We start from the raw sequence: 25,140 nt of genomic DNA on the forward strand, positions 1-25,140 counted from the left end.
CTGCCGGATATCGGGTTATTCTCATTCAGTTAATGAGAGTAAAGAAACTGTGAAAACAAAACAAACCAATAAAACATGAAGCGGCTCACATTTTGCCGCTGCAAAGCATCATTAAGCGCGATTTTCATTAAATTGGTCTGGTTTTTAATTGTTTTACCAAACAATACCTGACCAAAAAAAATATTAAAAAAAGCATTTACCCATCGGTAAATTCTGGGTGATGATAATTGCCATATTTTGCTTAAGCTGAGAATTAACGTCGCACAGGAGTATTTGCCGTGACCCCAACGATCATTAAAAACATTGAATGTTTTATTACCCGCCCGGATCGCCATAACCTGGTAACGGTGCGCGTCACCACGGACAAGGGCGTGACGGGACACGGCTGCGCGACCTTCCAGCAACGCCCGCTGGCGGTCAAAACGCTGGTCGATGAATATCTGGTTCCGCTGCTTATCGGACGCGATGCGAATCACATTGAAGATCTGTGGCAGATGATGAATGTGAACGCTTACTGGCGCAATGGCCCGGTGATGAACAACGCCATTTCAGGCGTGGATATGGCGCTGTGGGATATCAAAGGCCAGCTCGCCGGAATGCCGCTTTATCAGCTGCTCGGCGGCAAATCCCGCGATGCCATCGCCGCCTACACGCACGCCAGCGGCGACACGCTTGATACGCTTTTTAGCGCCGTGGACGGACTGCGCGCGCAGGGTTATCAGCATATTCGTTGCCAGCTCGGATTTTACGGCGGCACGCCTGCCAGTATGCGCACCCCGGAAAATGCGGGCGATGGCGCGTATTATTCGCAGCAGGAATATCTCAATAATACCGTCGCCATGTTTAAAGCGCTGCGTGAAAAGTACGGCTATTCGCTGAATATTTTGCACGACGTGCATGAGCGGCTATTTCCCCAGCAGGCAATACAGCTGGCAAAACAGCTTGAGCCGTATCAGCCGTGGTTTATTGAAGACATTCTGCCGCCGCAGCAAAGCGCCTGGCTGGAACAGGTCCGCCAGCACAGCAGCGCGCCGCTGGCGATGGGCGAATTATTTAATAATCCGGCGGAGTGGCACGATCTGATCGTCAACCGACGCATTGATTTTATTCGCTGCCATATTTCGCAGATTGGCGGCATCACGCCCGCCCTGAAGCTGGCGGTGCTGTGCCAGGCTTTTGGCGTGCGCCTGGCCTGGCACGGTCCCGGTGATATGACGCCGATAGGCGTCGCGGTCAACACCCATCTGAATATCCACCTGCACAATGCCGCTATCCAGGAATTTATTCCGCGATCCGCAACCACCGACGCCGTTTTCCCTGGCGCACCGCAGGTCAAAGAAGGCTTTATTTATCCGCCGGAGCAACCCGGTATTGGCGTCTCTTTTAATGAAGCGCTGGCGCAGCAGTACCCGGTGGTGTATCGCCCGCATGAGTGGACGCAAAGCCGCCTGGCGGATGGGGCCATCCACACCCCCTGAGGTCAGGCACCGCCCTGACGCCACGCCAGATTATCCCGGTTATGCGGGATCACATAAGTGCAGGTGTAATTGATATCGATAATATCGCTGATTTCATACACCTGCCCGCCGCTTAAAATACCGCGATTATTAATATGCATGGCCGGGCTGCCTTTTTTACAGCCCAGCAGCGCCGCCTGCTCGCGGCTGACATTCACCGCCCGGTAGCTGGTCAGCAGATGGGAAATTTGATATCCCTTGCTAAGAACATATTGCTGAAGCGAGCGTTCAATGACCTGCTGGTTAAGATCGGCAAAAAAGGTCACCGGCATACGCGAGACTTCAATTTGCACCGCCGCGTCATCCACATAGCGCAACCGACAAAACTGCCAGATAAAAGACTCTTCGCTAATGCCAAAAATCTGCTGCTCGTCGCGATCCGGGCGTTTCTTGTGCAGGCTGATGGTGCGAAAGCGGATCTGATCGAAGCGCTTTTCGGTGATCGAGTTATACACCAGCGGATTATTGCGCGCCGACTCGTTGATCCAGATCCCGGACCCCTGCACGATACGCACGACGCCGATTTTAACCAGCCTTTCCAGCGCCTGACGGATGGTAAATCGCGAGACGCCGTATTCCTGCGCAAGCTGGCGCTCCGGGGCAAGCTTGCGCGGACCCGCTTCCTCGTTCTGATATATTTTGCTAAGCAAATCCTGAGTGACAAACTCGCTTTTCTTCATTGCGCTCTCGCTGGCTAAAATCAATGTACGATAGCGCAACCAACGCTATCCTTTCAGGATACCTGTTTTTATCTCCGTTAAAGAAGAACCATTATGCGATCCCGGTATCTGATCGTCCCGATCTCCGGCCTCCTGATCCTCACCGCCCTCCTGCCGGTCAGCCTGAGCGTCTGGATGGCGCAGCGACACGCCTCACAAGCTTTTAACCGCGAGCTGGAAAGCTTTTCCTCGCGGGTGCTGCTGCGTACCGAAAGAGTGGCGGATCAGGCTGAAGACGCGTTACAGAATCTGGAGATCCTTCAGTCCACCTCCTGTAGCGGGCGGCACCTGCTGGAAATGCGCCGCGTCGCCTATACGCGGCGTTATGTTCAGGAAATCCTCTTCATGAATGGGCTGCAACCGCTCTGCTCGTCGCTCGAAGGCACGAGCACAGGCGAAGCGTTTTCCCCGCCGCTGGCGATGACACCAAAAGGCTATCGTTTCTGGTATACCGCGCAAAGCGATCTGGGGATCAAGCGAAATATGGTCGCGCTGGGCAGCGCCCGCTACGTGGTGATGATTGACCCGGAATCATTAATTGATGTCGTGCCTTATGGCTCCTGGCCTATCAACGTCGCCCTAATCGGCGTGAAAAGTCATTTGCTGATTGCCAGCAGCAGTCCGCTTGCCCACGGTATTTGGCAGGAGGCGGCCCGCACGGGCCAGACACAGTTTCGCCAGAACAACATCCTGTACCATGTCACCCGTTACCCGGATCTGAATATTGCCACCGTGACCTGGGCTTCCACCGTACCGCTGGATGAATACTGGCGGCAGCAGTTGCTGTACTGGCTACCCTTCGGCGGCTCCATCAGCCTGCTGGCGGCCTGGCTGATCCTGCGGCTCCAGAGGCGGCTTCAGTCGCCGCGCCAGCGTTTGCAGGATGCGATCCGCTCGCGGGATATCACGGTACATTATCAGCCGATTATGTCGCTGAACAGCGGCGAGCTGGTGGGCGCTGAAGCGCTGGCCCGCTGGCAGCAGCCCGACGGCTCGTTTCTGTCGCCGGATATTTTTATCGCGCTGGCCGAACAGACTGGCCTGATGGCGCCGCTTACCGAGCTGATTATTGAACAGGTTTTCGCGGATTTGGGCGAATGGCTGCACCAGCACCCGCACCGGCACATTTCAATTAATATCGCCGCCAGCGATCTGATCTCCCCTTCCCTGCCAACGCTGCTGGCCGCACAGCTCATACACTGGCAGGTTCAGCCAGCCCAGATTGCGCTTGAGCTGACCGAGCGCAGCTTTGCCGACCCTGAGATCAGCGCGCCGTTCATTGCGCGCTACCGGGCGAGCGGTCACGCGATATACATTGATGATTTCGGCACCGGCTTTTCCAGCCTGAGCTATTTGCAGGAGATCGAGGCCGATCTGCTGAAAATCGATAAATCCTTTATCGACGCGCTGGAGTACAAAAATGTCACGCCGTACATCATAAAGATGGCAAAAACGCTTAACCTTGAAATGGTGGCGGAAGGTATTGAGACGCCACAGCAGGCGTCCTGGCTACGTGAACACGGCGTGCAGTACGGTCAGGGCTGGCTTTACAGTAAAGCGCTTGATAAACAATCGTTTATTAAATGGGCCGAGAGGAGATCGTCTTCATGAAAAAGCAAAACTGGCCATTAGAGGATGTCCGGCACTGGCTGGAGCCGGGTCCGGTGGTGCTGATCAGCAGCCGCTGGCAGGATCGACAAAATATCATGACCCTGGGCTGGCACACCATTCTGGCGTTCTCGCCGTCACTGGTGGGCTGCATGATTTCAGCGGGCAACGCCAGCTTTGATTTGATCCGTCAGAGCGGCGAATGCGTCATCAATCTGCCGGACGCAGCGATGGCGGATACGGTGGCAAAAATCGGCAACTGTAGCGGCGACGACACCGAGAAGTTTGAGGCCTTTTCGCTGACGGCAGAGAAAAGCGAGCAGGTGAGCGCGCCGTCGATCGCGGAATGTCACGGTAATTTTGAGTGTCGGCTGTACGACGATGCGATGGTCGATCGCTATAACTTTTTTATTTTTGAAGTGGTGGCTGCCCGCGTGAATCCCAGACCCGCATGGCCACAGACCCTGCACTACGCGGGGGACGGGAAGTTCCGCACCGACGGCGAGGTGATCAATCGCCAGAAGTTATTCACCAAAGTATCCTGAATCAGCAAATAAAATAACGGCGGACCTCACGGCCCGCCTTAAATTTCTTCCCTGTACAAGATGAGGTGGTCATATCGCTTTCTTATTGCGGTCATTATCGCCGTGAATAATTTCACTTTAATGACGCAGTATTATAACTGGGGAGGAATGGGGAATCCCTTCAGCGAGATAATAAAACTGCCGCCCTCTTTTTTAATTTTTGCGCCGGTATCGCACCAGTCTGACGCAATACGAAAAAACTCATCGCTACCCACATTCCAGTTAAGACGAACCTGTTTCACATTCCCGGAGCGTAGCAACTCGCAGGCCTCTTTATAATTTCGCGCTACCGACGTTTGTGGTTTCATTTTTTCTTCTTGAGGATTTTTCGTAATGCTTTGATTTCTTTAGAAGTCAGCGGGGATGGCTCTTCTTCAGTGTGCTGACTGTCGATGTCATCTTCCTGGATATCCGCATCATCAACGACGTCAAATGCCGTGATCAGTAGCTTTTCCGTGGTCGTGCTTAAGTTTTCATTATTTGCTTCTGCGTACTGACGAAGCCTGTCTTTAAGCGTTTCATCAATTTTGACATTCAGGACTACATGGGTCATGGTTAACGCTTCCCGTGGCAGGTAATATAAAAAGTGAGTTATCGTTGGGTAGATAAATTATCTGAATGCTTTATCCCGAAATCTAATCCCATTATTATTCTGCCGGGCTTTTATGACAAAAGGATGAAGGATTTACTGCGTTTCCGTGACAATAAAATATGATTACCGGATTAAGAAATAAATAATCTGAAGGCGCGACAGTTTTGAAGTGATGAAGAAACCGGTTTGACGCGGAAAAATGGCTTTGCAGAATTGGGTGGGGGCCCTGCCAGCTACATCCCGGCACACACGTCATCTGCTCTGGCTGCTTCCTTCCGGACCTGACCTGGTAAACAGAGTAGCGTTGCGGGAGAACCAACAGAGCCCCCATTGAGAGCGTTGTTAACCAACGCGCAGGCGCATTATCACTGCTGTGGTCGGCAATTGCAAGCCAGGGGCAACCGGATGCTGGTTTATTGCGCAGGCCAGGCAGCGTCATCGCCAGTCCGGCACCGCGCAGGCACGGCCCCCCGCCAGGGCAGAGACTCAATCGCCTATTTCATTTCATTGAGAATCACGCACGGATCGATAGCTAATAAGCGACAGATATGCACGAACTCCACGATATCCAGCCGCCTCTCTCCTCCCTCAACTTTTGCGACAAACGACTGTTTTTTTCCCAACTGAGAAGCGACCGCTGCCTGCGTCAACCCCCTTTCACGCCTTGCGTTGCGGAGGATTTTTATAACCAACTGATATTCATCAGAATAAATAGATGACATAGGTATGATCCGATATATATCCCAAAATCGAATATCAGCCATTTACAGGATTATCCCAAAACGGGATAATCGCCCCGCTTTAAAGGGTAGAGGTAAACGGAAAGCCCCACCAGGCTGATACCCGCTCCCCCAAAAGAACCCCCTGACTCCGGGGCATTACGCCCCGCGCCGTGAGTGACAGGACGCATTAACCAACGCCGCCTGAAAGGAGAGTTGTTTATGCCCACTGAGCCACCAATGCCCGTCTCCCTGACGGCTGCAGGAGAGTGTCCGTTAACCCTCTTCCCTGCCGCCTGTCTTCCGCATTTCATCCTCACCGTGAAAACCGGGCCGCCACGCCCCGCGCGTACGGCTTAAGCCTTTCACGTTTATCACGATCAAAAATTTACAGGCGCAGAACGCCTGCGGGCACCGCTACGCGTCGCCCGGCCTGCCATACGCTACATAAAAGGGAATTAACTATGGAAATCAGCAATATGCTTCTTAAAAACGCGGATTTTGCCACCGACGATAATCTGGCCTGTTCCGGGCTGGATGAGCCGCATGAGCGCTACTTTGGGGCGGTCAGTCCACCCATTATCCAGACCAGCCTGTTTGTGCAGAAAAACTACCAGGCCTACTGCGATGATATGCAGCATGAGGCCGATCGCTATATTTACTCGCGCGGGTTAAATCCGACGGTCCAGATGGTGGAGGAGAAGCTGGCAAGGCTTGAGCGCGGCGAAGCCTGCCGCTGTTTTGCTTCAGGGATGGGGGCCATCAGCGCGGTGTTGATGGCTAACCTGCGCAGCGAGGATCATATTATCCTCGCCAACAATGTCTATGGCCCGGCTCTGGCGCTGGTCAAACAAATGGCAGACAGATTCAACGTCCGCTATGACCTGGCGCTAACAGGCACGACGGAGGAGATCGCCCGCTATATCAGACCCAATACGCGCGTCATTTATACCGAGTCCCCCGGCACCATGACCATGAACATGGTTGACCTGACGGCCATCGCTGCGCTTGCCAGGGCGCACAATATTACCACCGTTATCGATAACACCTGGGCCACGCCGCTGTTTCAAAAGCCGCTGACGCTCGGCTTCGACATCGTTATTCACTCTTGTACCAAATATCTCGGCGGTCACAGCGATTTAATCGCCGGGGCGGTGATCACCTCTCACCAACGTATGACCGCCATCCGCGATTTCTCCCACCAGCTACTGGGCGCGGTGCTGTCGCCGTTCGCCGCCTGGCTGCTGTTACGAGGGCTGCGTACCCTGCCGGTGCGGATGCAGCGCCATCAGGAGAATACGTTGCAGGTGATTGAGTACCTGAAAACCCGCCCGGAGGTGGACAATATCCGCCATCCCAGTCTGGCAACGCCGGTGCAGCAGGCGCTTATCCGCCGACAGATGCTGGGATTTTCCGGGCTGTTTTCCTTTGAAATTCGCGACGGCAATTTTGCGCGGGTGAAACGGTTTATCGACGCCTGCCGGGTGTTTAAAATCGGCTGTAGCTGGGGCGGCTATGAAAGCCTGATTATCTCCCCCAACCGGGGCGACAACGCGTCGGCGCTTGCCGCTGACAATATCGCCCCCGGCCTGATCCGCTTGTCTGTCGGCCAGGAAAGCCCGGCGCTGCTGATCGCCGACCTCGACGCGGCCTTTACCGCCATCGCGGATCTGCAGCAAGGAGAAGAATAATGGATGCCCAAAAAGCGCCGTCATTCGGTTCCGCCCTCGGTCTGCTGGCGGTGATCTTTATTCTCTTTGCCGCCGGTATCGGCCTGCTGAATTATCCGGTCGAGTTCACGTTAATCTGCATCACCATCGTCACCTGTTTCTACGCCCGTTACTACGGCGGAGGCTGGAATAAGGTGATGAAAGCCCTGGTGGGGAAAATTAAAGATGCGGTGCCAGCCATTCTTATCCTGCTGTCCATCGGGATGCTGATTGGCTGCTGGATGGTTTCCGGCACTATTCCCCTGATGGTGTATTACGGGCTGGCCGCCATCAATCCGGCGTACCTGTACCTGACCGCGTTTCTGGTCACGGTCTGCATCTCCACCTTTACCGGCACCTCATGGGGAACGGCGGGCACCATCGGCGTGGCGCTGATGGCCGTCGCCTCGGCGATGAACGTGTCGCTGCCAGTGACCGCAGGCGCTGTGATATCGGGAGCCTATTTCGGCGACAAACTCTCGCCGCTCTCCGACACCACCAACATGGCCGCTATTGCCGCCGGGGCTGACCTGTACCAGAGCATCCGCAATATGCTCTATACCGCCCTGCCCGCTTTTGCTATTGCCTGCGGCGGATTTTATGTGCTGGGCAGTCACCTCCAGAGCGGCACCGATGGGCAGATGGCGGCGATTGCGGTGATGAAACTGGCGCTGTCGCAGTTGTTCTGGCTAAGCCCGCTGCTGCTCTGCCCGGCGCTGCTGGTCTTTGTGGGTGCTATCAAAAAATGGGACTCGGTGATTGTGCTGGTTGCCTCGGCCCTGTCCAGCATCGTGCTGGCAGTGATGTTTCAGGCCATTACGCTTCCCGACATTATCAGTGCGGCCATCAACGGCTTTAAATCGGAGATGCTGCCTGGCATACAGACGATAGCGCTGGACGAGGCCACGGCCAACAATATTAATGTGCTGCTGAACCGGGGCGGGATGTACTCGATGACCGGCCCGATTGTGGTCATGCTGTGTGCATTTATATTCGCCTCGGCGCTGGACGTATCGGGTGCCCTGGCGGTGATCCTCAGCAGGCTGGTGAAGAAGCTCCACACCGTTACGCGAACGATCCTCGCCACTATCGGCACCAGTTCGCTCCTGGTGGCCTGCACCGGCAATGCGGTGATCAGCTTCTTTATCATCAAGAGCATGTATGACCCCTGCTACCGGGAGAAAAAACTCCATATGGTCAATATGTCGCGGGCGATGGAATCCGGGGCCACCCTGCTGGAAGGGCTGTTTCCGTGGACGATATCCGGGATGTTTATGGCAAAAACCCTCGGTGTGGCGACGATGGATTACGCGCCGTATGTGCTGTTTAATCTGTCATGCCTGGCGTTAGCCATTATCTTTGCCATCATTCCCCGCTGGACGAGTTTTGGCACCCGCTATGTCACCCAACCCGCTTAATTAACCGCAAGCCGCACTCATGACGGGGAAAATAACTTCCCCGTCATTCAGGCTACACCACCTTATCTTCCCACGCTTCCCCGCACCGTTTATGCTATTCCCCTCCACACTAAGGAACGCATTATGGATCCTGAAGACTCATTCCCGCAGCGCGTCTGGCAGATTGTTTCCTCAATCCCGGAAGGCTACGTCACGACCTATGGCGATGTGGCGCGGCTGGCGGGATCACCGCGTGCGGCAAGACAGGTTGGCGGCGTGCTTAAGCGCTTACCGGAAGGCTCGACGCTGCCGTGGCACCGGGTGGTTAACCGTCACGGGGCGATTTCATTAACCGGACCGGATCTTCAGCGGCAAAGACAGGCGTTGCTGGCAGAGGGTGTGCAGGTGTCGGGGAACGGGCAGATTGATTTACAGCATTATCGATGGCGGTACTAAATCGCCCCCACCCGTAAGGATGAGGGCGTTAACATCAGAACTGGGTTGGTGCGGGCGTCGCGCCCGACGGGGTAATTTGCGTCGGCGACGTTGACGGCACGGTCGTCGCTGCACCACCGCTGGACTGCAACGGTACGGCGGTTTGCGGCACCGGAACCAGCGTCAGATCGACTTTCGTCCCACCCTGATTGATAACCGGTTTCACACCATCAGTAATAAAGACCAGTTTGTCTTTAACCGTTATCGCGGCGCTCAGCAGAATGCGGGCATTCGGCTGAATATCCGCCGGGTTAAACGGCAGGATGTAGCTGTACGGCGGCTGTTTACCGTCAGTACGAACCGCTTTCTGCGCGATCACTTTCGATGGCGCATCAGACTGCGAAGCATCAGAAACCGTCACGGTAAGCACCGCATCAGGCGGTAAAGCGACTTTCTGACGGATCCACACCGTACCAGAAACGTTTGGCTGCTGTATGACAGACTTAGAGGCGACACCAGAAGTATTTGGGTTTAGCGCTGGCGTCTGGATATCTGCGCTTTTATCAGCACAGGCCGACAGAGCAACCGCTACGGCAATACCACTTAACATGTGCACGACTTTCATTACGTTCTCCTTATACGCTATGCACTGCGAGATAGATTCCCACCAGATGAGTGGTTAACTGAAAGACAACGAGGTTAAGTGTGGCACATGTCACTTATTTTTGCCTGGAATCAGGCCGTTAATCAGATTTTTGCACCCGTCCGACCACTTGCTATTCTGAGTTAAATACCCTAAATAATTCGAATCGGATGCAGGCGGCAAGCGAGGGAAGCCCCGGGAGCTATGACTGGGGTAAGTGAGTGCAGCCAACGCACAGGCAACTTGAAGTATGACGGGTATAATCAGCCTGTAACCACGACCGCTTTTTATTAACTGGGGAAAACTATGAGTCAGGCGCTAAGCAATTTGCTGACATTATTAAATCTGGAAAAAATTGAAGAAGGACTTTTTCGCGGCCAGAGCGAAGATTTAGGTCTGCGCCAGGTTTTTGGCGGTCAGGTAGTGGGTCAGGCGCTGTATGCCGCCAAAGAAACCGTGCCCGAAGATCGGCTGGTGCATTCTTTTCACAGCTACTTTCTGCGCCCCGGCGATAGCCAGAAACCGATTGTGTATGACGTCGAAGTGCTGCGCGACGGAAACAGCTTCAGCGCGCGCCGCGTTGCCGCAATACAAAACGGCAAGCCGATTTTTTATATGACGGCCTCTTTCCAGGCACCGGAATCCGGCTATGAGCATCAGAAAACCATGCCGCCCGCGCCCGCGCCGGACGAACTGAAATCAGAAACTGATATTGCCCGCTCGCTGGCGCATCTGCTTCCCCCGCAGGTGAAAGACAAATTCCTCAGTGATAAACCGCTGGAGATCCGCCCGGTCGAATTCCATAACCCGTTAAAAGGCCACGTTGCCGAACCCACTCGCCAGGTATGGATGCGCGCTAACGGCGCGATGCCGGAAGATCTGCGGGTGCATCAGTATTTGCTGGGCTATGCGTCGGATTTCAACTTTTTACCGGTAGCGCTCCAGCCGCACGGCGTCGGTTTTCTGGAAAAAGGAATGCAGGTGGCAACCATTGATCACTCCATGTGGTTCCACCGCCCGTTCAGTCTGAACGACTGGCTGCTTTATAGCGTGGAAAGCACGTCTGCCTCTGGCGCGCGCGGGTTTGTACGCGGGGAATTTTATACTCAGGATGGGGTGCTGGTAGCGTCTACCGTGCAGGAAGGGGTAATGCGTAACCGGGGTTAGTCACATTTCCCCCTCCGGGGAGGGGGAAATGATTAACGTATCTTATGCGTTATACGCATTCTCGCCGTGGCTGTTGACGTCCAGCCCTTCGCGTTCCTGCTCTTCCGGGACGCGCAGACCGACGGTCATATCCGCCAGCTTGTAGCCGATAAAGGCCACGACCGCAGACCAGACGATAGTAATCGCAATACTTTCCAGCTGCACCAGCACCTGGTGACCCATCGTCACGCCTTCCGCATAACCCACGCCGCCCAGTGAGGTCGCCGCAAAGATGCCGGTCAGGATACAGCCGACAATACCGCAAACGCCGTGAACACCGAACACATCGCAAGGATCGTCCACCCGCAGCAGACGTTTCAGCATGGTCACGCCCCACAGCCCTGCCAGACCTGCCGCGATCCCGACGATCAGCGCACCGCCGACACCGATGTAACCGCAGGCAGGCGTTACGCCAACCAGCCCGGCAATCGCCCCGGAACAGGCACCCAGCAGAGAAGGTTTACCCCGCGTAACCCACTCGCCGAAGACCCAGGCGAGGATTGCACCCGCCGTGGCAACCACGGTATTAACGAAAGCCAGCGCCGCGATTTCGTTAGCCGCGCTCGCAGAGCCAGCGTTAAAGCCAAACCAGCCCACGTAGAGGATCGCCGTGCCGGTAAAGACCATCGGCAGGTTGTGCGGCTTGAAGGCTTCTTTGCCGAAGCCCACGCGTTTACCAATCAGATACGCGCCCACCAGCCCGGCGATAGCGGCGTTAATATGCACCACCGTCCCGCCTGCAAAATCCAGCGCGCCGTGCGAAGCCAACAGACCGCCGCCCCACACCATGTGGGCGATCGGCACGTAGGAGAGCGTCAGCCAGACCACCACAAAAATCAGCACCGCGGAAAAACGAATACGTTCCGCCAGCGCGCCCACAATCAGCCCGACGGTAATGCAGGCAAACGAGCCCTGAAACGCGACATGAATATACTGGTAGAAGCTGCCCATCACCGCCGTCAGCTCGATATTTTTCAGCATCGCCCAGTTAAAGTTACCGAAGAAGCTGTTGCCTTCGCCAAACGCCAGCGAGTAACCGTAGACCACCCACAGCACGCAGACCAGCGCGAAGGTGACGGTGACCTGGGTCAGCATAGAAAGGACGTTTTTGCCACGGATCAGGCCGCCGTAAAACAGCGCGATCCCCGGCACGGTCATAAACAGCACCAGCGCAGTACAAATCATCATAAAAGCGTTGTCTGCTTTATCTGCCACCGCTGGCGCAGCCATCGCCAGACCGGGGGCCAGCATCAACGCGGCTAAACCTGTTTTCATCGTTGCTATCTTCATTTTTTTGTTCCCTATCACTGTGTGCCAGGAGTCAGAGTGCCGCTTCGTCGGCTTCGCCGGTACGAATGCGAATAACGCGTTGCAGCTCAGCGACAAAAATTTTGCCGTCGCCAATTTTTCCCGTGTAGGCCGCTTTGCTGATGATGTCGATCACTTCGTCGAGCTGGTCGTCAGCGATAGCCACATCAATTTTCACTTTCGGCAGAAAGTTAACGCTGTACTCCGCACCGCGATACAGTTCGGCATGTCCTTTCTGGCGTCCGAAGCCTTTCACTTCGGTCACGGTCAGCCCCTGAATACCAATAGAAGAGAGCGCCTCGCGCACGTCTTCGAGTTTAAATGGCTTGATTACCACTGTTACCAGCTTCATAGATCCCCTCCAGTCAGAATTCAGTCAAGGCCGCATTTCATACGCAGGAGATAAAGCAAGCGGCGTGCCAGGAATGATCGGAAGCGTCGCAATGGCGGATTGGCTGGCGGGAAAAAGTGTGACCGGGGTTCAGATTGTGACAGGTCAAAAAAAACGCACCATGCTGGTGCATGATGCGTCCGATTATTGCACCAGCAGATCCCGGTGCCTGAAAATAGTGCGTCAGGCGGAAAGAGATCCCTCATGCGCGCTGGCCTGAAGCTCTTCCCCGGCAAGCTGCAACTGATACATTTGCCAGTAGCGGCCTTTGGCAGCGAGAAGCTGCTGATGCGTTCCGCGCTCCACGCCCTGCCCGCGATGCAGCACCATAATGGTATCCGCTTCCACAATAGTGGACAGGCGGTGGGCGATCACTACAAGCGTAGTGCGCTCGCGCACGGCGGCCAGCGCCTGCTGGATCGCGCGTTCGGTGCCGGAGTCAATGTTGGCGGTGGCTTCGTCGAGGATCAGGATTTGCGGCGTCTCAACCAGCACCCGCGCCATCGCCAGCAGCTGTTTTTGCCCGACCGAAAGATTATTGCCCTGCTCGCCGAGCGGCGTATGTATACCGTCGCTCATACTGCGCGCCAGATCCGCCAACTGGACGGTTTCCAGCGCCTGCCAGACCGCCTCTTCGCTGATATTGCGCCCCAGCGTCACGTTGGTCAGGAAGGTATCGGCGAGCACCACCGGGTCCTGTTGCACCATCGCCACACCCTGGCGCAGGGTGGCGTGACTGAGCGAGGCCAACGGACGACCGTCCAGGCGGATCTCACCGTCAGTCAGCGGATAGTTGCCCATCAACAGGCTGGCGAGCGTGCTTTTGCCGCTGCCGGTGTGCCCTACCAGCGCCACGAAGCTGCGGGACGGGATGTTAAGCGTGATGTCCTGCAAGACCAGCCGATCTTCGTGATAGGCAAAAGAGACATGCTCAATGTCGATAGCCCCACTGCCCAGCGGCCGATCGTCCGTGCCGTAGGACTGGCGCGGTCGGTCCATCAGTTCAAACACGCGCTCTCCGGCGACCACCGCCTGTTGCAGCATCGACTGCTGCGTCGTCAGCTCGATCAGCGGTTCATTAAGACGCCCCAGATAGCTGATAAACGCATACAGCACGCCCACTTCAATGGTGCCGACGGCGGTAAAGCCGAACAGCATCAGCAGCCCGCAGAGGATCAGCGCGGAGAACAGGCTGAGCAGCGGGCGCAGCAGAAAACCATCCAGCCTGAGGGTCTGCATTCGCGCCAGATAATGCGCATGGCTGGCCTCGCGCATTCGCTCGCCGAAACGGGCCTGCTGGCGGAACTGCTGGATCACGCTCATACCGTTAATGGCTTCGTTAAAGCCATCGTTGATTTGAGCCAGCCAGGCGCGCACCCGTCGCACAATCGGCGTGCTGTAACGCTGATAAATCAGCATGACGATCATTACCGCCGGGAAAATGGTGATCGCGACCAGCGCCATTCGCCAGTCGAGGCTGAACATCGCCACCAGCATTGCGCCGACCAGCGCCGCGCTGCGCAGCACGGTGGCGACGACAGTGACGTAGAGGTCGCGGATCACCTCGGTGTCGTTGGTGACGCGCGAAATCAGTTCGCCCACCGGCTGGGTATCAAAAGCGCTGAGCGGCTGGCGCAGCGCTGCATCCATCACATCGGTGCGCAACTGCTGCACCACGCCCACCGCCGCACGGTTAAACAGCAGCGACTGGGAATAATGCAGCCACGCGGCGAGAATTTGTAATCCGACGTAGGCGGCAGCCAGGCCGCTAATCAGCCCCAGCGGCAGCCAGCGCTTCGAAACCATATTGTCGATGAAATAGCTGATCAATAGCGGGCCACTGACTTCGGCAATCGCCGCAATCCACATCATCACCACGGCGATGGTCAGCGGTTTACGCCACGGAGATCCATAGGCCAGCAGACGTTTCAGCGTCGGCCATAATTGTCCAAAACTACGCATTGATGGCCTCCTCTGGCTCGTCGTCCAGCGCCGCTTCGAGTTGCTGATAGCGATACATATCCCGATACCAGCCGGGCCGGGCGACAAGCTGATCGTGATCGCCGCGCAGGGTGATATGCCCGTGCTGCATCACAATGATTTCGCTGGCTTCGGTGAGTGCGGAGAGACGATGCGCGCTGATAATCACCGTACGGTCGGTGCCCCACTGGCGCAGATTGTGGAGGATTTGATGTTCGGTGCGCCCATCCACCGCCGACAGCGCGTCGTCGAGGATCAGGATCTCCGCATCCAGCAGCAGCGCCCTGGCAATCGACAGCCGCTGTTTCTGCCCGCCGGAAAGCATCACCCCGCGCTCGCCGACTTCAGTCTGGTAGCCGTGCGGCAGGCGCAGGATATCCTCATGCACGCTGGCAAGCCGCGCCACCTGTTCAATTTCCTCCTGCGTCGCGCCGGGCTTGCCGAGGGCAATATTGCTGGCGACGGTATCGGAAAACAGGAACGGGGTTTGATTGACCACCGCCAGGCGGCTGCGCCAGTTATCGATCTGCAACCGCGAGAGGGAAATATCGTGAAAGCGAATATCGCCTTCATCGACGTCAAAGTGGCGCTGGATCAGCGCTAAAACGGTACTTTTCCCGGCCCCGGTCGGGCCGCAAATGCCCAGCATCTGTCCGGGCCTGAGGGTAAAATTAACCTGCGTCAGGGTGGGCTGCGCCGCGTGCGGGTAGCGGAACTGGCCGATGGCGACATCCAGCGTGCCGCGCTCCGGCGGCAGGGTTTCGCTGCCGTCGTTGACTACCGGCGCTTCGGCAAGCAGCGCGCGGATCCGGCTGTAAGCGGCGCTGCCACGCTCGACGATATTAAACATCCACGCCAGCGCCAGCATCGGCCAAATCATCAGCCCCAGGTACATAATAAAGCTGGTTAGTTCACCCAGCGTTAAGACGTTGTTGATCACCATCCAGCTTCCGCCGCCGATGGCCAGCAGGTTTGCCGTGCCAATAGCAATGTAAATGGTGGGATCAAAACGCGCGTCGATACGCGCCACGCGCATGTTTTTCGCGCCGGTATCGGCAGCATCGGCGGCAAACATCGCCGACTGGCGATCTTCCAGACCAAACGCTTTGATCATGCGGATGCTGGTCATGCTCTCCTGAGTACGGTCGTTAAGCGAGGAAAATGCCGCCTGCGCCAGCTTGAAGCGCTCATGCAGGCTGTCGCCGTTGCGTTTGATCATCAGCGCCATGACCGGCATCGGCACCAGCGCCAGCAGGGTGAGCTGCCAGCTGATTTGCGTGGACATCACAATCAGCACCGCGCAGCCCATCACCAGCGAATCCACCAGCGTCAGCACCCCTTCCCCGGCGGCGAAAACCACCCGATCGACATCATTGGTGGCGCGGGCGATGAGATCCCCGGTGCGGTGGCGCAGGTAAAATTCCGGGTGCTGGCGGCTGAGCTGACGGTAATAATCCTCCCGCAGCTCAACGGCGAGTTGATAAGAGGCACCGAAAAGCAGCACGCGCCAGACGTAGCGCAGCAGATAGACGACCACGGCAATCAGCGCCATTAAACCCAGCCACATCAGCACCTGCGTTGCGCTGTAGTGCCGCTGCGTGACGCCATCAACGATGATCCCCACCACTTTTGGCGGGATAAGTTGCAGAATAGCAATGATAATCAGCAGGGCGACCGCACCGAGATAGCGTCGCCACTCCCGACGGAAGTACCAGCCTAGTTGAGCAAATAATCGCACGCGATAAAATCCTGAGTTCCTGCCTGGCCCGGCGAAAATGCCGGGAAATTAGTCGATGGGAAGCGCCGTCGTATACTTGATTTGCTCCATCGCAAAGCTTGATGTGACGTCAGATAAGCCTGGCACGCGGCTGACCAGCCGTTTATAAAAATCGTCGTAGCGTTTCATATCCGCGACCTGCACCTGCATCAGGTAGTCGTACTCGCCCGCCATCCGCCAGACGCCCAGCACTTCGGGCATTTCTGTCACCACCGTCACCAGTTGATTATACCAGTCACTGCTGTGGTGCTGGGTTTTGATCAGCACAAACGCCGTCAGGCCCAGCCCCAGCTTTTCGGCATCCAGCAGCGCCACTTTGCCGATCAGCACTTTGTCATCTTCGAGCTTTTTCAGCCGCTTCCAGCAGGGAGTGGTGGTCAGATTAACGGCATCTGCCAGCGCCTGCAAAGACAGGGTGCAATCCTGTTGCAGCAATGAAAGCAGTTTACGGTCAATTTTATCTAACATCGCCGCCTCCGGGAGAATAAATTTCTCTTTCAATTGTAATTTAAAGGGTAAATAGCAACAATTTTTTCCGTGCTATTCGCTAATCTGGGCACAAAATGACAAACGGAAAACGCTCATGAACCGTAGCTGGATCAATCACGCTATCAGCGAAATCAACGCTGATTACCAACGCTCTGCCGATACCCACCTTATCCGCCTCACCCTGCCGGGGTTTGCGGGCATTCCGCTGTATCTGAAAGATGAAAGCACGCATCCGACCGGCAGCCTGAAGCACCGCCTGGCACGCTCGCTGTTTCTGTATGCGCTGTGCAACGGCTGGATCAAAGAGGGGACGCCGATCATTGAAGCCTCGTCGGGATCGACGGCGGTTTCTGAAGCCTACTTTGCCCGCCTGCTGGGGCTGCCGTTTATTGCGGTGATGCCGTCCTGCACCGCGAAGCGCAAAATTGAGCAAATTGAATTCTACGGTGGGCGTTGCCACTTCGTACAAAGCGCCTGCGAAATTTATGCCGCCTCTGAAATGCTGGCGCGCGAGCTGAACGGGCATTATATGGATCAGTTCACCTTCGCCGAACGGGCTACCGACTGGCGCGGCAATAACAACATCGCCGACAGCATTTTTCGCCAGATGAAAAACGAGCCGCACCCGGTCCCTGCCGCAGTTGTCATGAGCGCCGGGACGGGCGGCACCTCGGCAACTATCGGACGCTACATCCGCTGTCAGGGCTACGATACCCGGCTGGTGGTAGTCGATCCGCAAAACTCGGTATTTATGGACTACTGGCAAACGCGTAACGCTGAGATCCGCAGCGCCGTCGGCAGCAAAATCGAAGGTATCGGTCGTCCGCGCGTGGAACCGTCCTTTATACCGGATGTGGTGGATGAGATGCTGCGCGTGCCGGACGCCGCCAGCGTTGCCACCGCACAGTGGCTGGAAAGCCAGTTGGGTCGTAAAGTCGGCGCGTCAACCGGGACCAATATGTGGGGTGCGCTGAACATTGCCGCCAGAATGCGCGATGCGGGTCAGACGGGAGCGGTAGTCACGCTACTTTGTGACAGCGGCGAACGCTATCTGGACACCTATTACAACGCCCAGTGGGTGCAGGACAATATTGGCGATGTGGCACCGTGGAAAGCTGAAATTGCCCGGCTGGTGAATTAAAAAAAGCCAGACGCGAAGTCTGGCTTGCCGGAACAACGCTTGCTATTCGGGGGAATAAGGAAGGTTGGGTGTGTCCAGCCAGTGGGTCAAATAGTGCGAAACAGCCTGCGTCTGGCAGTGCCCGATCACCGTCAGATGCGGCAATCCCTCAATCAGCTGCGGCATGGCATTGCCCATAATCAGCCCGTGGCCGACGCCGGACAGCATTTCGCTGTCGTTCATCGCATCGCCAAATGCCATGCACTCCTGCATCATGATACCGAGGTGCTGGCTGAGTACGCTCAGCGCCGCGCCTTTGTTACAGCCGGTCGGCAAAACTTCCAGGCAGTGAAAAGCGGAAAAGCACAGGTGCGCGCGCTCGCCGAGCGCATCCTGAAGCTGAAACTGTAAACGGCACAGATCGTCATGCTCGCCGCAGAAGCAGATTTTTGTGACTTCAGGCGGCGAAACGCGCCGCAGATCGCAGATCTGATAGCGAAAGCCGCTGAAAACGTGAGCCTGGAGTAACAGCGGAATTTCTTTATCGGTGAACCAGCCGTCATCGTTGAAAATGTGCATACTGGCGTCGGTCTGCCAGTTGCCGTGCAGCACGCGCTCCGCCACGGCGGGATCTAAATCCTGACGGTGCAGCACCTCCCCTTCCAGTGAGTGAATGCGGGTGCCGTTACCGGTGATCAGAAAAGCGTCCAGCGCCAGATTGCCGATAATATGCTGCATTTCCAGCGCGTGACGCCCGGTGGCAAAGGTCAGCGTAATGTCGCGCTCGCGCAGGCGTCGCAGGGCCGCCAGGGTTTTCTCTCCCAGACGGTGATCCGGCATTAACAGCGTGCCGTCCATATCAAATGCAGCGAGTCTGACCATAGGTATTTCCCGGTAAGTAATGAATTTCTCTTGTCCTCCAGTATCCGCTGAGATATACGGAAGTAATAGTGAATAGTTGATGAATATTGTTCCGGGTTTCTTATGCGCCTGCTCAACCGACTTAATCAGTATCAGCGTCTCTGGCAACCTTCCACCGGAGCGTGCCAGTCAGTCACCATCGCAGAACTGGCGGCACGCTGTTTTTGCAGCGAACGCCATATGCGTACCCTGCTGCGCCAGGCTCAGGAGGCGGGCTGGCTGAACTGGCAGGCACAATCCGGGCGCGGCAAGCGCGGCGTGCTGACCTTTCTGGTTTCGCCCGCCGCGCTGCGCAATCAGATGATGGAGCTGGCCCTGCATAAAGGGCAGCAGCACGCGGCGCTGGAGCTGGCGCAACTGGCCCCGGTTGAACTGCGCGCGTTGTTGAATCCCTTTCTTGGCGGGCAATGGCACAACGACACGCCGACCCTGCGCATCCCCTACTACCGCCCGCTGGAACCGCTGCATCCCGGCTTTTTACCGGGCCGGGCGGAGCAACACCTGGCCGGGCAAATTTTTTCCGGCCTGACCCGGTTCATGCCGGATTCGCCGCTGCCCCAGGGCGATCTGGCGCATCACTGGACGGTTTCGCAGGACGGGCTGCGCTGGCAGTTCTCCATTCGCTCAACGCTCTGGTGGCACAATGGCGACGCGGTCGCCACCGAACAGTTGCAGGCGCGATTGCTGATGCTGCTGACCCAGCCCGCGCTGCGCAGGCTTTTTGCCAGCGTCAAACACATTGAAGTCACCCACGCCCGAAGCCTGACATTTATTCTGCACCGCCCCGATTACTGGCTGGCGCACCGGCTGGCCAGCTATTGCAGCGTACTGGCGCATCCTGAACATCCCGCCATCGGCACCGGCCCGTTCTGCCTGAAGATTTTTGAGCCGGATTTGGTGCGGCTGGAAAATCACGATCGCTATCACCTGACCCATCCCCTGTTAAAAGCGATTGAATACTGGATCACCCCGCAGCTTTTTGAACAAAATCTGGGCACCAGCTGCCGCCATCCGGTGCAGATTGCCATCGGCGAGCCGCAGGAACTGGGCCAGTTAAGACTGGTGAGTAACAGTATCAGCCTCGGTTTTTGCTACCTCGCCCTGCGTCAAAGTGAACGGCTGAGCGAGGCGCAGGCGCGGCAGGTGATCGACCTGATCCATGCCACGTCGCTGCTTCAGACCCTGCCGCTGGATGATGACTTAATTACCCCCAGCGAGGAATTGCTGCCCGGCTGGGCGATCCCTCCCGGCTCGGCCCAGCTTACGACGCCGCTGCCGCCGACCCTGACGCTGCTTTACCATTTGCCGGTGGAATTGCATACGATGGCGGAACAGCTTAAAACCGCGCTGGCCGAACAGGGCTGCGAGCTGACGCTGATTTTTTTCGATGCCAAAACCTGGGAAGGCTGTGGCGATCTGGCAAACGCGGATCTGATCATGGGCGACAGGCTGATCGGCGAGTCGGCAGAATACACGCTGGAACAGTGGCTGCGCTGCGATGCGCTCTGGCCCGCCCTGCTTTCTGCCAGCCAGTTCGCGCGGTTACAGCGTACCCTCGACGACGCCCAGCAGCATCAGGACGATCCAGCACGCGGCGCCGCGCTCCAGAGTGTTTTCAACACGCTGATGGAGCGCGCCATTCTCACACCGCTGTTTAATTACCAGTACCGGATCAGCGCCCCGCCGGGGGTGAACGGCATTCGCCTTAACGCGCGCGGCTGGTTTGATTTTTCCGCCGCGTGGCTACCCGTTGCTGGATCATGAAGGACTGGTCGCCACAGGCGCGAGACGTTACCATAGGTTTTTAGGTTATTACTGGAAAGAAACATGAAACGCGCCGTCGTTGTATTTAGCGGAGGACAAGACTCCACCACCTGCCTGATTCAGGCGCTGCATCAGTATGATGAAGTTCACTGCGTGACGTTTGATTATGGTCAGCGCCATCGCGCGGAAATCGACGTCGCGCGGGAACTGGCGCTGAAGCTGGGCGCACGGGCGCACAAAGTGCTGGACGTTACCCTGCTCAATGAACTGGCGGTGAGCAGCCTCACCCGCGACAGCATCCCGGTGCCGGATTATGAACCCGACGCTGACGGCATCCCGAATACCTTTGTGCCGGGGCGCAATATTCTGTTTCTGACCCTCGCCTCCGTTTATGCCTATCAGGTGAAAGCGGAAGCAGTCATCACCGGAGTGTGTGAGACTGACTTCTCCGGCTACCCGGACTGCCGGGACGAGTTTGTTAAAGCGCTGAATCAGGCGGTCAATCTGGGGATGGCAAAAGAGATCCGCTTTGAAACGCCGTTAATGTGGCTGGACAAAGCCGAGACCTGGGCGCTGGCGGATTATTGGGGCAAGCTGGATTTAGTGCGCAGCGAAACGCTGACCTGCTATAACGGCATCAAAGGCGACGGCTGCGGACAGTGCGCGGCGTGCCACCTGCGTGCTAAGGGCTTAAACCACTATCTGGCAGATAAAGTCGGCGTGAGCGCAGCCATGCGCAACAAAAGCGGCCTGAATTAATTTCTGCCCGGCAGCCCCGCTGCCGGGCGTAAACGTGGCTTCCTCAGGCGGCGCTTTCTCCCGGCATCATCGCCTCCAGTTTCTCCCGCAGTTCCCCTTCCAGCGCCAGTGCTTTCTGGCTTTGCAAATCGATACAGACAAAGGTGATCAGCGCATCGGCGACCACCTGTCCTTCCGGCTCCAGCGTCACCACCTGACTGAGCACGCCGCTTTTACCGTTAAGCTGGCGCAGTTCGCTGGTAATGGTCAGCAAATCGCTTAAGACTGCCGGGCGTCGATAGTTAATATTGATATTGACCACCACAAACGCGATGTTATTTGCGGTCATCCACTGAAAACTGTCGCTGTTCTCCAGCCCGTCCCAACGCGCCTCTTCCAGAAATTCCAGATAGCGGGCGTTATTCACGTGCTGATAGACATCGAGGTGAAATCCCCGAACTTTGATTTGAGTTTGCATAGCGCACAAGCCTTAATTGTTTTAATAAGGAGACAGAGGCCATACCACTGGTATGACCTCTTTAGTCTGGCAAAAATTTGCCGCCGTGCAACTTATTGCGCGAAATTTACAGCGTCAGATGAGCAAGATTCCGCTGCACCAGCGAGCTGCCCATCCCCGGCACCTGCTGGAGGTCGTCGAGAGACTTAAACGGACCATACTCTTCGCGATAGCTGACAATCGCCTGCGCTTTTTTCAGCCCGACGCCGTTCATGGCCTGGGCCAGTTCTTCGGCAGAAGCGCTGTTGACGTTGACCCTGGTTCCTTCGTCATCGCTGGCCTTTGCCGCCTCCGGCGCTTTCACCTGCGTTGCGGGCTGGGCGTCAGATTGGGTTTTTACCGCCTGCGCTTTAGCCGGGGACTGGGCAGCAGTGGCCTGATAGCTGAGTCCGGCATATGCCAGGGCGACGGTGATAAGAGCGACTTTGATTCCACGTTTCATGCTGTATTCTCCTTGTGTGTTGACAGCGAAGCCACGATAACGGCAGGGAAAACAGGAAACAAATGGCGAATGTTAAAAATGGAAAAGGCCGCGAAAGCGGCCTTTGTTTGTTGCAACTCGTTGCATAATTCTGGAATGCGCCTCGTTATTGTTGCTGCTCAATAACATCGCCCATCTTAATTTTGGCTTCTTTGCGCAGGTTGCTCATCAGCGCTTCGAAGGCAATTTCCGCGTTGTTACGGGTGATGCCCTGGATCATCGCCTGCTTCTGCTCATCCGGCATGGTGCCCGCTTTAACGTCGTCCAGCGCCAGCAGAACAACGTTGCCCTGCATATCGCTGGCGACGCCGTAGCTCGGCTTACCTGCGGCTGGCTGCGCCAGGTTAAAGGCGGCCTGGCTTACCGGGTCCAGCGCGCTACGGTTAAGCGTTTTCGCTTCGCCAAAGCTCAGACCGGCCGCTTTCAGCGCGTCATCGCCTTTACCCGTTTGCAGTGCGGCCAGCAGCTTGTCCGCATCCAGCTTCGCCTGCTGGATCGCTTTCTCAAGCTTGACGGTGTCCACTACCTCGTTCTTCACTTCAGCCAGCGGCTTCACGGCTTCGGCTTTGTGCTCGTTGATGCGCACCACAAACGCGCGGTCGCCATCAACGGTGATGATGTCAGAGTTGCTGCCCGCACCGTTCTGCCCCAGTAACGCGCCGCTGAAGATGGCATTGGAAACCGGTTTAAAGTTCAGCTCTGCTGGCAGATGATTACGGTCGAACCAGCCGGTTTCCACGGCTTTGACGCCCGCAACCTGTTCGGCGCTGGCCAGCGATTCGTTGTCGTTGCTGGCCGCTTCGCTGACTTTCTGTTGCAGGGCGAAGTAGGCGTCGAGCGCTTTTTCCTGCTTCACTTTCGCGGTAATGTCGTCGCGGGCTTCAGCGAACGGCTTAACCACTGCGGGCTGGGTGTCGTCAAGACGAGCCACCAGGAAACCGACGGAGGATTTGATCACCCCTGACAGCTGGCCTTTTTCTTTCAGACCGGCGTCTTTCAATTCCGGCAGAAGCCCGGCATCGTCCATCCAGCCCAAATCGCCGCCGTTACGCGCGGAGATGATATCGGCAGATTTCTCTTTCGCCAGCGCGGCGAAATCCGCGCCTTTGTTCAGCGCATCCAGAACGGCTTTGGCCTCAGCTTCAGTTTTGGTCTGAATGACGCTGAAGCGATAGCGCCCGGCCTGGGTGAACTCATCCTGATGCTGATCGTAGTAGGACTGGAGATCCTGATCGGTTACGGTCTGCGGCATCGCAGCGGCATCAAGTTTGATGTAGCTTACGCGGAACTGTTCCGGGGCCACAAAGCGGTCTTTATTCTGGTCGTATGCGGCCTGAATTTCTGCATCGCTGACCTGCTGTTTCGCCGCCAGCGCGTTCACGTCAATTACCGCCTGACGAACGACGCGCTGCTGGGCGACCAGGGCGGCTAATTGATCGGTTTCACCCGGCAGGATGAAGTCAGTACCGGCGACGGCATTGATCAGTTGCTGGGTGAGCAACTGATTACGCAGCAATTGCGCGTACTGGTCAGGGCTCATGCCCATCCGGTTAACCAGTTGAACATAACGCTCATTGCTAAACTGGCCGTTTTCCTGGAATGCCTGGGTGGCGAAGATGGCTTTTTTGACCTGGTCGTCGCTGATCCCCAGTCCCAGCTCTCTTGCGTACTGGTCGAGCAGCATCTGGTCAATCATGCGATTGAGCACCTGACGACGCATATCTTTGATGTAGCTTTCGTTAGACGCCAGTTCGGAGAACTGTTCTTTCATCCGTTCCTGGCGCTCATTGCGCTCGTTGGCAACGGCATTTTCGAACTGCTGACGACCAATTTCCTGGCCATTAACTTTAGCGGCATAAGTATTGTTACCGCCAATCAGGTAGCTGCTCACGCCGGTCAAAATGAACGACACGATAATGATACCGAAAATAATCTTGAGCACGAGACTGTTAGCAGCCGTGCGTAAGTTGTCCATCATGGTGTAACAACACTCCGCTGTAGATGACTTTATACGTCGCGCAGCATAACACGAACCCTGCACGTAAGGAGGTATTGTGACAAGAAAACGGGGGCGTTGTCAGCAGCAAAAGCAGAAAACCCGTCTCACAAATAAAAAAGGCACATCAAATGATGCGCCCTCGTACTGTGTCACCTTCCCTTATGGGAAACGATCAGTTTACTGCGTCTTTCAGCGCTTTACCCGCACGGAAACCCGGGACTTTAGCGGCAGCGATGGTGATCTCTTTACCTGTTTGCGGGTTGCGACCAGTACGGGCAGCACGCTCTTTCACAGCAAAAGTACCAAAACCTACCAGCGCAACGTCATCTCCGGCCTGCAGAGATTCTGTTACTGAAGCAATTAAAGCATCTAACGCACGTCCAGCCGCAGCTTTAGAGATATCAGCCCCTGCAGCAATTTTATCTATCAGTTGAGATTTATTCACTGTTCTCTTCCTCTCTTTATAATTTATATCGTACCTGAATCCTTCATGGTACGACCGCGCAGCAGTTATAACAGGACTGAC

The 25,140-nt window shown here is 56.3% G+C and carries 25 protein-coding genes and 1 other RNA gene; 10 read left to right on the plus strand and 16 right to left on the minus strand.

Annotation, left to right across the window (positions count from 1 at the left end):
- Positions 1-278: 278 nt before the first annotated feature.
- On the plus strand, positions 279-1,478 hold the full coding sequence (locus tag RT197_RS10445; protein WP_312950077.1) for an enolase C-terminal domain-like protein: 1,200 nt from the start codon (positions 279-281) through the stop codon (positions 1,476-1,478).
- 2 nt (positions 1,479-1,480) lie between these two features.
- Here the strand turns inward: RT197_RS10445 and RT197_RS10450 are convergent, their stop codons facing one another.
- Entirely contained in the window at positions 1,481-2,197 is a 717-nt protein-coding gene (locus RT197_RS10450) for a GntR family transcriptional regulator (protein ID WP_312950468.1), read from the minus strand.
- A 93-nt stretch (positions 2,198-2,290) separates the two neighbouring features.
- Between RT197_RS10450 and RT197_RS10455 the strand changes: the two genes are divergently transcribed.
- Positions 2,291-3,847: an EAL domain-containing protein gene (locus RT197_RS10455; RefSeq protein WP_312950080.1), complete on the plus strand. Its 1,557-nt coding sequence runs from the start codon at positions 2,291-2,293 to the stop codon at positions 3,845-3,847.
- The gene (locus tag RT197_RS10460; RefSeq protein ID WP_312950083.1) at positions 3,844-4,389 is read left to right on the plus strand and encodes a flavin reductase family protein; all 546 of its coding nucleotides are present in this window, start codon (positions 3,844-3,846) and stop codon (positions 4,387-4,389) included. Before RT197_RS10455 ends, RT197_RS10460 begins: the two co-directional genes overlap by 4 nt.
- A gap of 131 nt (positions 4,390-4,520) precedes the next feature.
- Here RT197_RS10460 and RT197_RS10465 read toward each other — a convergent pair whose 3' ends face one another.
- The 4 genes from RT197_RS10465 to RT197_RS10480 form a co-directional block, all read right to left on the minus strand.
- On the minus strand, positions 4,521-4,736 hold the full coding sequence (locus RT197_RS10465) for a hypothetical protein (RefSeq protein WP_312950085.1): 216 nt from the start codon (positions 4,734-4,736) through the stop codon (positions 4,521-4,523).
- Complete coding sequence (locus RT197_RS10470) at positions 4,733-4,981, minus strand: hypothetical protein (protein WP_312950087.1); 249 nt, start codon at positions 4,979-4,981, stop codon at positions 4,733-4,735. Before RT197_RS10470 ends, RT197_RS10465 begins: the two co-directional genes overlap by 4 nt.
- Before the next feature lie 263 nt (positions 4,982-5,244).
- An RNA gene (gene ffs, locus RT197_RS10475) (signal recognition particle sRNA small type) lies at positions 5,245-5,341 on the minus strand.
- A gap of 173 nt (positions 5,342-5,514) precedes the next feature.
- Entirely contained in the window at positions 5,515-5,742 is a 228-nt protein-coding gene (locus RT197_RS10480; protein WP_312950470.1) for a helix-turn-helix transcriptional regulator, read from the minus strand.
- 461 nt (positions 5,743-6,203) lie between these two features.
- On the opposite strand from RT197_RS10480, the gene RT197_RS10485 reads away from it, so the two are divergent.
- From RT197_RS10485 to RT197_RS10495, 3 genes are all read left to right on the plus strand, one after another.
- On the plus strand, positions 6,204-7,430 hold the full coding sequence (locus tag RT197_RS10485) for an aminotransferase class I/II-fold pyridoxal phosphate-dependent enzyme (RefSeq protein WP_312950088.1): 1,227 nt from the start codon (positions 6,204-6,206) through the stop codon (positions 7,428-7,430).
- On the plus strand, positions 7,430-8,866 hold the full coding sequence (nhaC, locus tag RT197_RS10490) for a Na+/H+ antiporter NhaC (RefSeq protein ID WP_312950091.1): 1,437 nt from the start codon (positions 7,430-7,432) through the stop codon (positions 8,864-8,866). Before RT197_RS10485 ends, nhaC begins: the two co-directional genes overlap by 1 nt.
- A gap of 123 nt (positions 8,867-8,989) precedes the next feature.
- On the plus strand, positions 8,990-9,301 hold the full coding sequence (locus tag RT197_RS10495; RefSeq protein WP_312950094.1) for an MGMT family protein: 312 nt from the start codon (positions 8,990-8,992) through the stop codon (positions 9,299-9,301).
- A 34-nt stretch (positions 9,302-9,335) separates the two neighbouring features.
- Here the strand turns inward: RT197_RS10495 and RT197_RS10500 are convergent, their stop codons facing one another.
- Positions 9,336-9,905 (minus strand): YbaY family lipoprotein, encoded by a 570-nt coding sequence (locus tag RT197_RS10500; RefSeq protein WP_312950096.1) that lies wholly within the window; start codon positions 9,903-9,905, stop codon positions 9,336-9,338.
- A 324-nt stretch (positions 9,906-10,229) separates the two neighbouring features.
- On the opposite strand from RT197_RS10500, the gene tesB reads away from it, so the two are divergent.
- Complete coding sequence (gene tesB / locus RT197_RS10505) at positions 10,230-11,090, plus strand: acyl-CoA thioesterase II (RefSeq protein ID WP_312950098.1); 861 nt, start codon at positions 10,230-10,232, stop codon at positions 11,088-11,090.
- A gap of 42 nt (positions 11,091-11,132) precedes the next feature.
- On the opposite strand, the gene amtB is transcribed toward tesB, so the two are convergent.
- The 5 genes from amtB to RT197_RS10530 all read right to left on the minus strand — a co-directional run bounded on the left by amtB (position 11,133) and on the right by RT197_RS10530 (position 17,053).
- Positions 11,133-12,419: an ammonium transporter AmtB gene (gene amtB, locus RT197_RS10510; RefSeq protein ID WP_312950100.1), complete on the minus strand. Its 1,287-nt coding sequence runs from the start codon at positions 12,417-12,419 to the stop codon at positions 11,133-11,135.
- Positions 12,420-12,450: 31 nt separating this feature from the next.
- Positions 12,451-12,789, minus strand: coding sequence for a P-II family nitrogen regulator (glnK, locus tag RT197_RS10515; protein ID WP_025861672.1), 339 nt, complete (start codon positions 12,787-12,789; stop codon positions 12,451-12,453).
- Between the two features lie 222 nt (positions 12,790-13,011).
- Complete coding sequence (locus tag RT197_RS10520) at positions 13,012-14,790, minus strand: SmdB family multidrug efflux ABC transporter permease/ATP-binding protein (RefSeq protein ID WP_312950102.1); 1,779 nt, start codon at positions 14,788-14,790, stop codon at positions 13,012-13,014.
- Entirely contained in the window at positions 14,783-16,546 is a 1,764-nt protein-coding gene (locus RT197_RS10525) for a SmdA family multidrug ABC transporter permease/ATP-binding protein (RefSeq protein ID WP_312950103.1), read from the minus strand. Before RT197_RS10525 ends, RT197_RS10520 begins: the two co-directional genes overlap by 8 nt.
- Positions 16,547-16,594: 48 nt before the next feature.
- Positions 16,595-17,053, minus strand: coding sequence for an Lrp/AsnC family transcriptional regulator (locus RT197_RS10530; protein ID WP_312950105.1), 459 nt, complete (start codon positions 17,051-17,053; stop codon positions 16,595-16,597).
- 115 nt (positions 17,054-17,168) lie between these two features.
- On the opposite strand from RT197_RS10530, the gene RT197_RS10535 reads away from it, so the two are divergent.
- Positions 17,169-18,215: a PLP-dependent cysteine synthase family protein gene (locus tag RT197_RS10535; RefSeq protein WP_312950108.1), complete on the plus strand. Its 1,047-nt coding sequence runs from the start codon at positions 17,169-17,171 to the stop codon at positions 18,213-18,215.
- 42 nt (positions 18,216-18,257) lie between these two features.
- Here the strand turns inward: RT197_RS10535 and cof are convergent, their stop codons facing one another.
- Complete coding sequence (gene cof / locus RT197_RS10540; RefSeq protein ID WP_312950110.1) at positions 18,258-19,076, minus strand: HMP-PP phosphatase; 819 nt, start codon at positions 19,074-19,076, stop codon at positions 18,258-18,260.
- 102 nt (positions 19,077-19,178) lie between these two features.
- Between cof and RT197_RS10545 the strand changes: the two genes are divergently transcribed.
- Positions 19,179-20,879: an SgrR family transcriptional regulator gene (locus tag RT197_RS10545; protein WP_312950113.1), complete on the plus strand. Its 1,701-nt coding sequence runs from the start codon at positions 19,179-19,181 to the stop codon at positions 20,877-20,879.
- 63 nt (positions 20,880-20,942) lie between these two features.
- Positions 20,943-21,638, plus strand: coding sequence for a 7-cyano-7-deazaguanine synthase QueC (queC, locus tag RT197_RS10550; protein WP_312950115.1), 696 nt, complete (start codon positions 20,943-20,945; stop codon positions 21,636-21,638).
- A gap of 43 nt (positions 21,639-21,681) precedes the next feature.
- Here the strand turns inward: queC and RT197_RS10555 are convergent, their stop codons facing one another.
- The 4 genes from RT197_RS10555 to hupB form a co-directional block, all read right to left on the minus strand.
- Positions 21,682-22,095, minus strand: coding sequence for a YbgC/FadM family acyl-CoA thioesterase (locus RT197_RS10555; RefSeq protein ID WP_312950117.1), 414 nt, complete (start codon positions 22,093-22,095; stop codon positions 21,682-21,684).
- A 106-nt stretch (positions 22,096-22,201) separates the two neighbouring features.
- Complete coding sequence (locus RT197_RS10560) at positions 22,202-22,576, minus strand: helix-hairpin-helix domain-containing protein (RefSeq protein WP_312950119.1); 375 nt, start codon at positions 22,574-22,576, stop codon at positions 22,202-22,204.
- A 145-nt stretch (positions 22,577-22,721) separates the two neighbouring features.
- Positions 22,722-24,593, minus strand: coding sequence for a peptidylprolyl isomerase (ppiD, locus tag RT197_RS10565; RefSeq protein WP_312950122.1), 1,872 nt, complete (start codon positions 24,591-24,593; stop codon positions 22,722-22,724).
- 193 nt (positions 24,594-24,786) lie between these two features.
- Complete coding sequence (gene hupB / locus RT197_RS10570; protein ID WP_002444653.1) at positions 24,787-25,059, minus strand: nucleoid-associated protein HU-beta; 273 nt, start codon at positions 25,057-25,059, stop codon at positions 24,787-24,789.
- Positions 25,060-25,140: the final 81 nt, after the last annotated feature.

Source organism: Superficieibacter sp. (genome assembly GCF_032071645.1).
Lineage (GTDB): Bacteria > Pseudomonadota > Gammaproteobacteria > Enterobacterales > Enterobacteriaceae > Superficieibacter.

Excerpts from the sequence above, each read along its gene's own strand:
- RT197_RS10450 (WP_312950468.1), bottom strand. The coding sequence starts at position 2,197 with ATGAAGAAAAGCGAGTTTGTCACTCAGGATTTGCTTAGCAAAATATAT.
- RT197_RS10455 (WP_312950080.1), top strand. The coding sequence starts at position 2,291 with ATGCGATCCCGGTATCTGATCGTCCCGATCTCCGGCCTCCTGATCCTC.
- RT197_RS10460 (WP_312950083.1), top strand. The coding sequence starts at position 3,844 with ATGAAAAAGCAAAACTGGCCATTAGAGGATGTCCGGCACTGGCTGGAG.
- RT197_RS10465 (WP_312950085.1), bottom strand. The coding sequence starts at position 4,736 with ATGAAACCACAAACGTCGGTAGCGCGAAATTATAAAGAGGCCTGCGAG.
- RT197_RS10470 (WP_312950087.1), bottom strand. The coding sequence starts at position 4,981 with ATGACCCATGTAGTCCTGAATGTCAAAATTGATGAAACGCTTAAAGAC.
- RT197_RS10480 (WP_312950470.1), bottom strand. The coding sequence starts at position 5,742 with ATGTCATCTATTTATTCTGATGAATATCAGTTGGTTATAAAAATCCTC.
- RT197_RS10485 (WP_312950088.1), top strand. The coding sequence starts at position 6,204 with ATGGAAATCAGCAATATGCTTCTTAAAAACGCGGATTTTGCCACCGAC.
- nhaC (WP_312950091.1), top strand. The coding sequence starts at position 7,430 with ATGGATGCCCAAAAAGCGCCGTCATTCGGTTCCGCCCTCGGTCTGCTG.
- RT197_RS10495 (WP_312950094.1), top strand. The coding sequence starts at position 8,990 with ATGGATCCTGAAGACTCATTCCCGCAGCGCGTCTGGCAGATTGTTTCC.
- RT197_RS10500 (WP_312950096.1), bottom strand. The coding sequence starts at position 9,905 with ATGAAAGTCGTGCACATGTTAAGTGGTATTGCCGTAGCGGTTGCTCTG.
- tesB (WP_312950098.1), top strand. The coding sequence starts at position 10,230 with ATGAGTCAGGCGCTAAGCAATTTGCTGACATTATTAAATCTGGAAAAA.
- amtB (WP_312950100.1), bottom strand. The coding sequence starts at position 12,419 with ATGAAGATAGCAACGATGAAAACAGGTTTAGCCGCGTTGATGCTGGCC.
- glnK (WP_025861672.1), bottom strand. The coding sequence starts at position 12,789 with ATGAAGCTGGTAACAGTGGTAATCAAGCCATTTAAACTCGAAGACGTG.
- RT197_RS10520 (WP_312950102.1), bottom strand. The coding sequence starts at position 14,790 with ATGCGTAGTTTTGGACAATTATGGCCGACGCTGAAACGTCTGCTGGCC.
- RT197_RS10530 (WP_312950105.1), bottom strand. The coding sequence starts at position 17,053 with ATGTTAGATAAAATTGACCGTAAACTGCTTTCATTGCTGCAACAGGAT.
- RT197_RS10535 (WP_312950108.1), top strand. The coding sequence starts at position 17,169 with ATGAACCGTAGCTGGATCAATCACGCTATCAGCGAAATCAACGCTGAT.
- cof (WP_312950110.1), bottom strand. The coding sequence starts at position 19,076 with ATGGTCAGACTCGCTGCATTTGATATGGACGGCACGCTGTTAATGCCG.
- RT197_RS10545 (WP_312950113.1), top strand. The coding sequence starts at position 19,179 with ATGCGCCTGCTCAACCGACTTAATCAGTATCAGCGTCTCTGGCAACCT.
- queC (WP_312950115.1), top strand. The coding sequence starts at position 20,943 with ATGAAACGCGCCGTCGTTGTATTTAGCGGAGGACAAGACTCCACCACC.
- RT197_RS10555 (WP_312950117.1), bottom strand. The coding sequence starts at position 22,095 with ATGCAAACTCAAATCAAAGTTCGGGGATTTCACCTCGATGTCTATCAG.
- RT197_RS10560 (WP_312950119.1), bottom strand. The coding sequence starts at position 22,576 with ATGAAACGTGGAATCAAAGTCGCTCTTATCACCGTCGCCCTGGCATAT.
- ppiD (WP_312950122.1), bottom strand. The coding sequence starts at position 24,593 with ATGATGGACAACTTACGCACGGCTGCTAACAGTCTCGTGCTCAAGATT.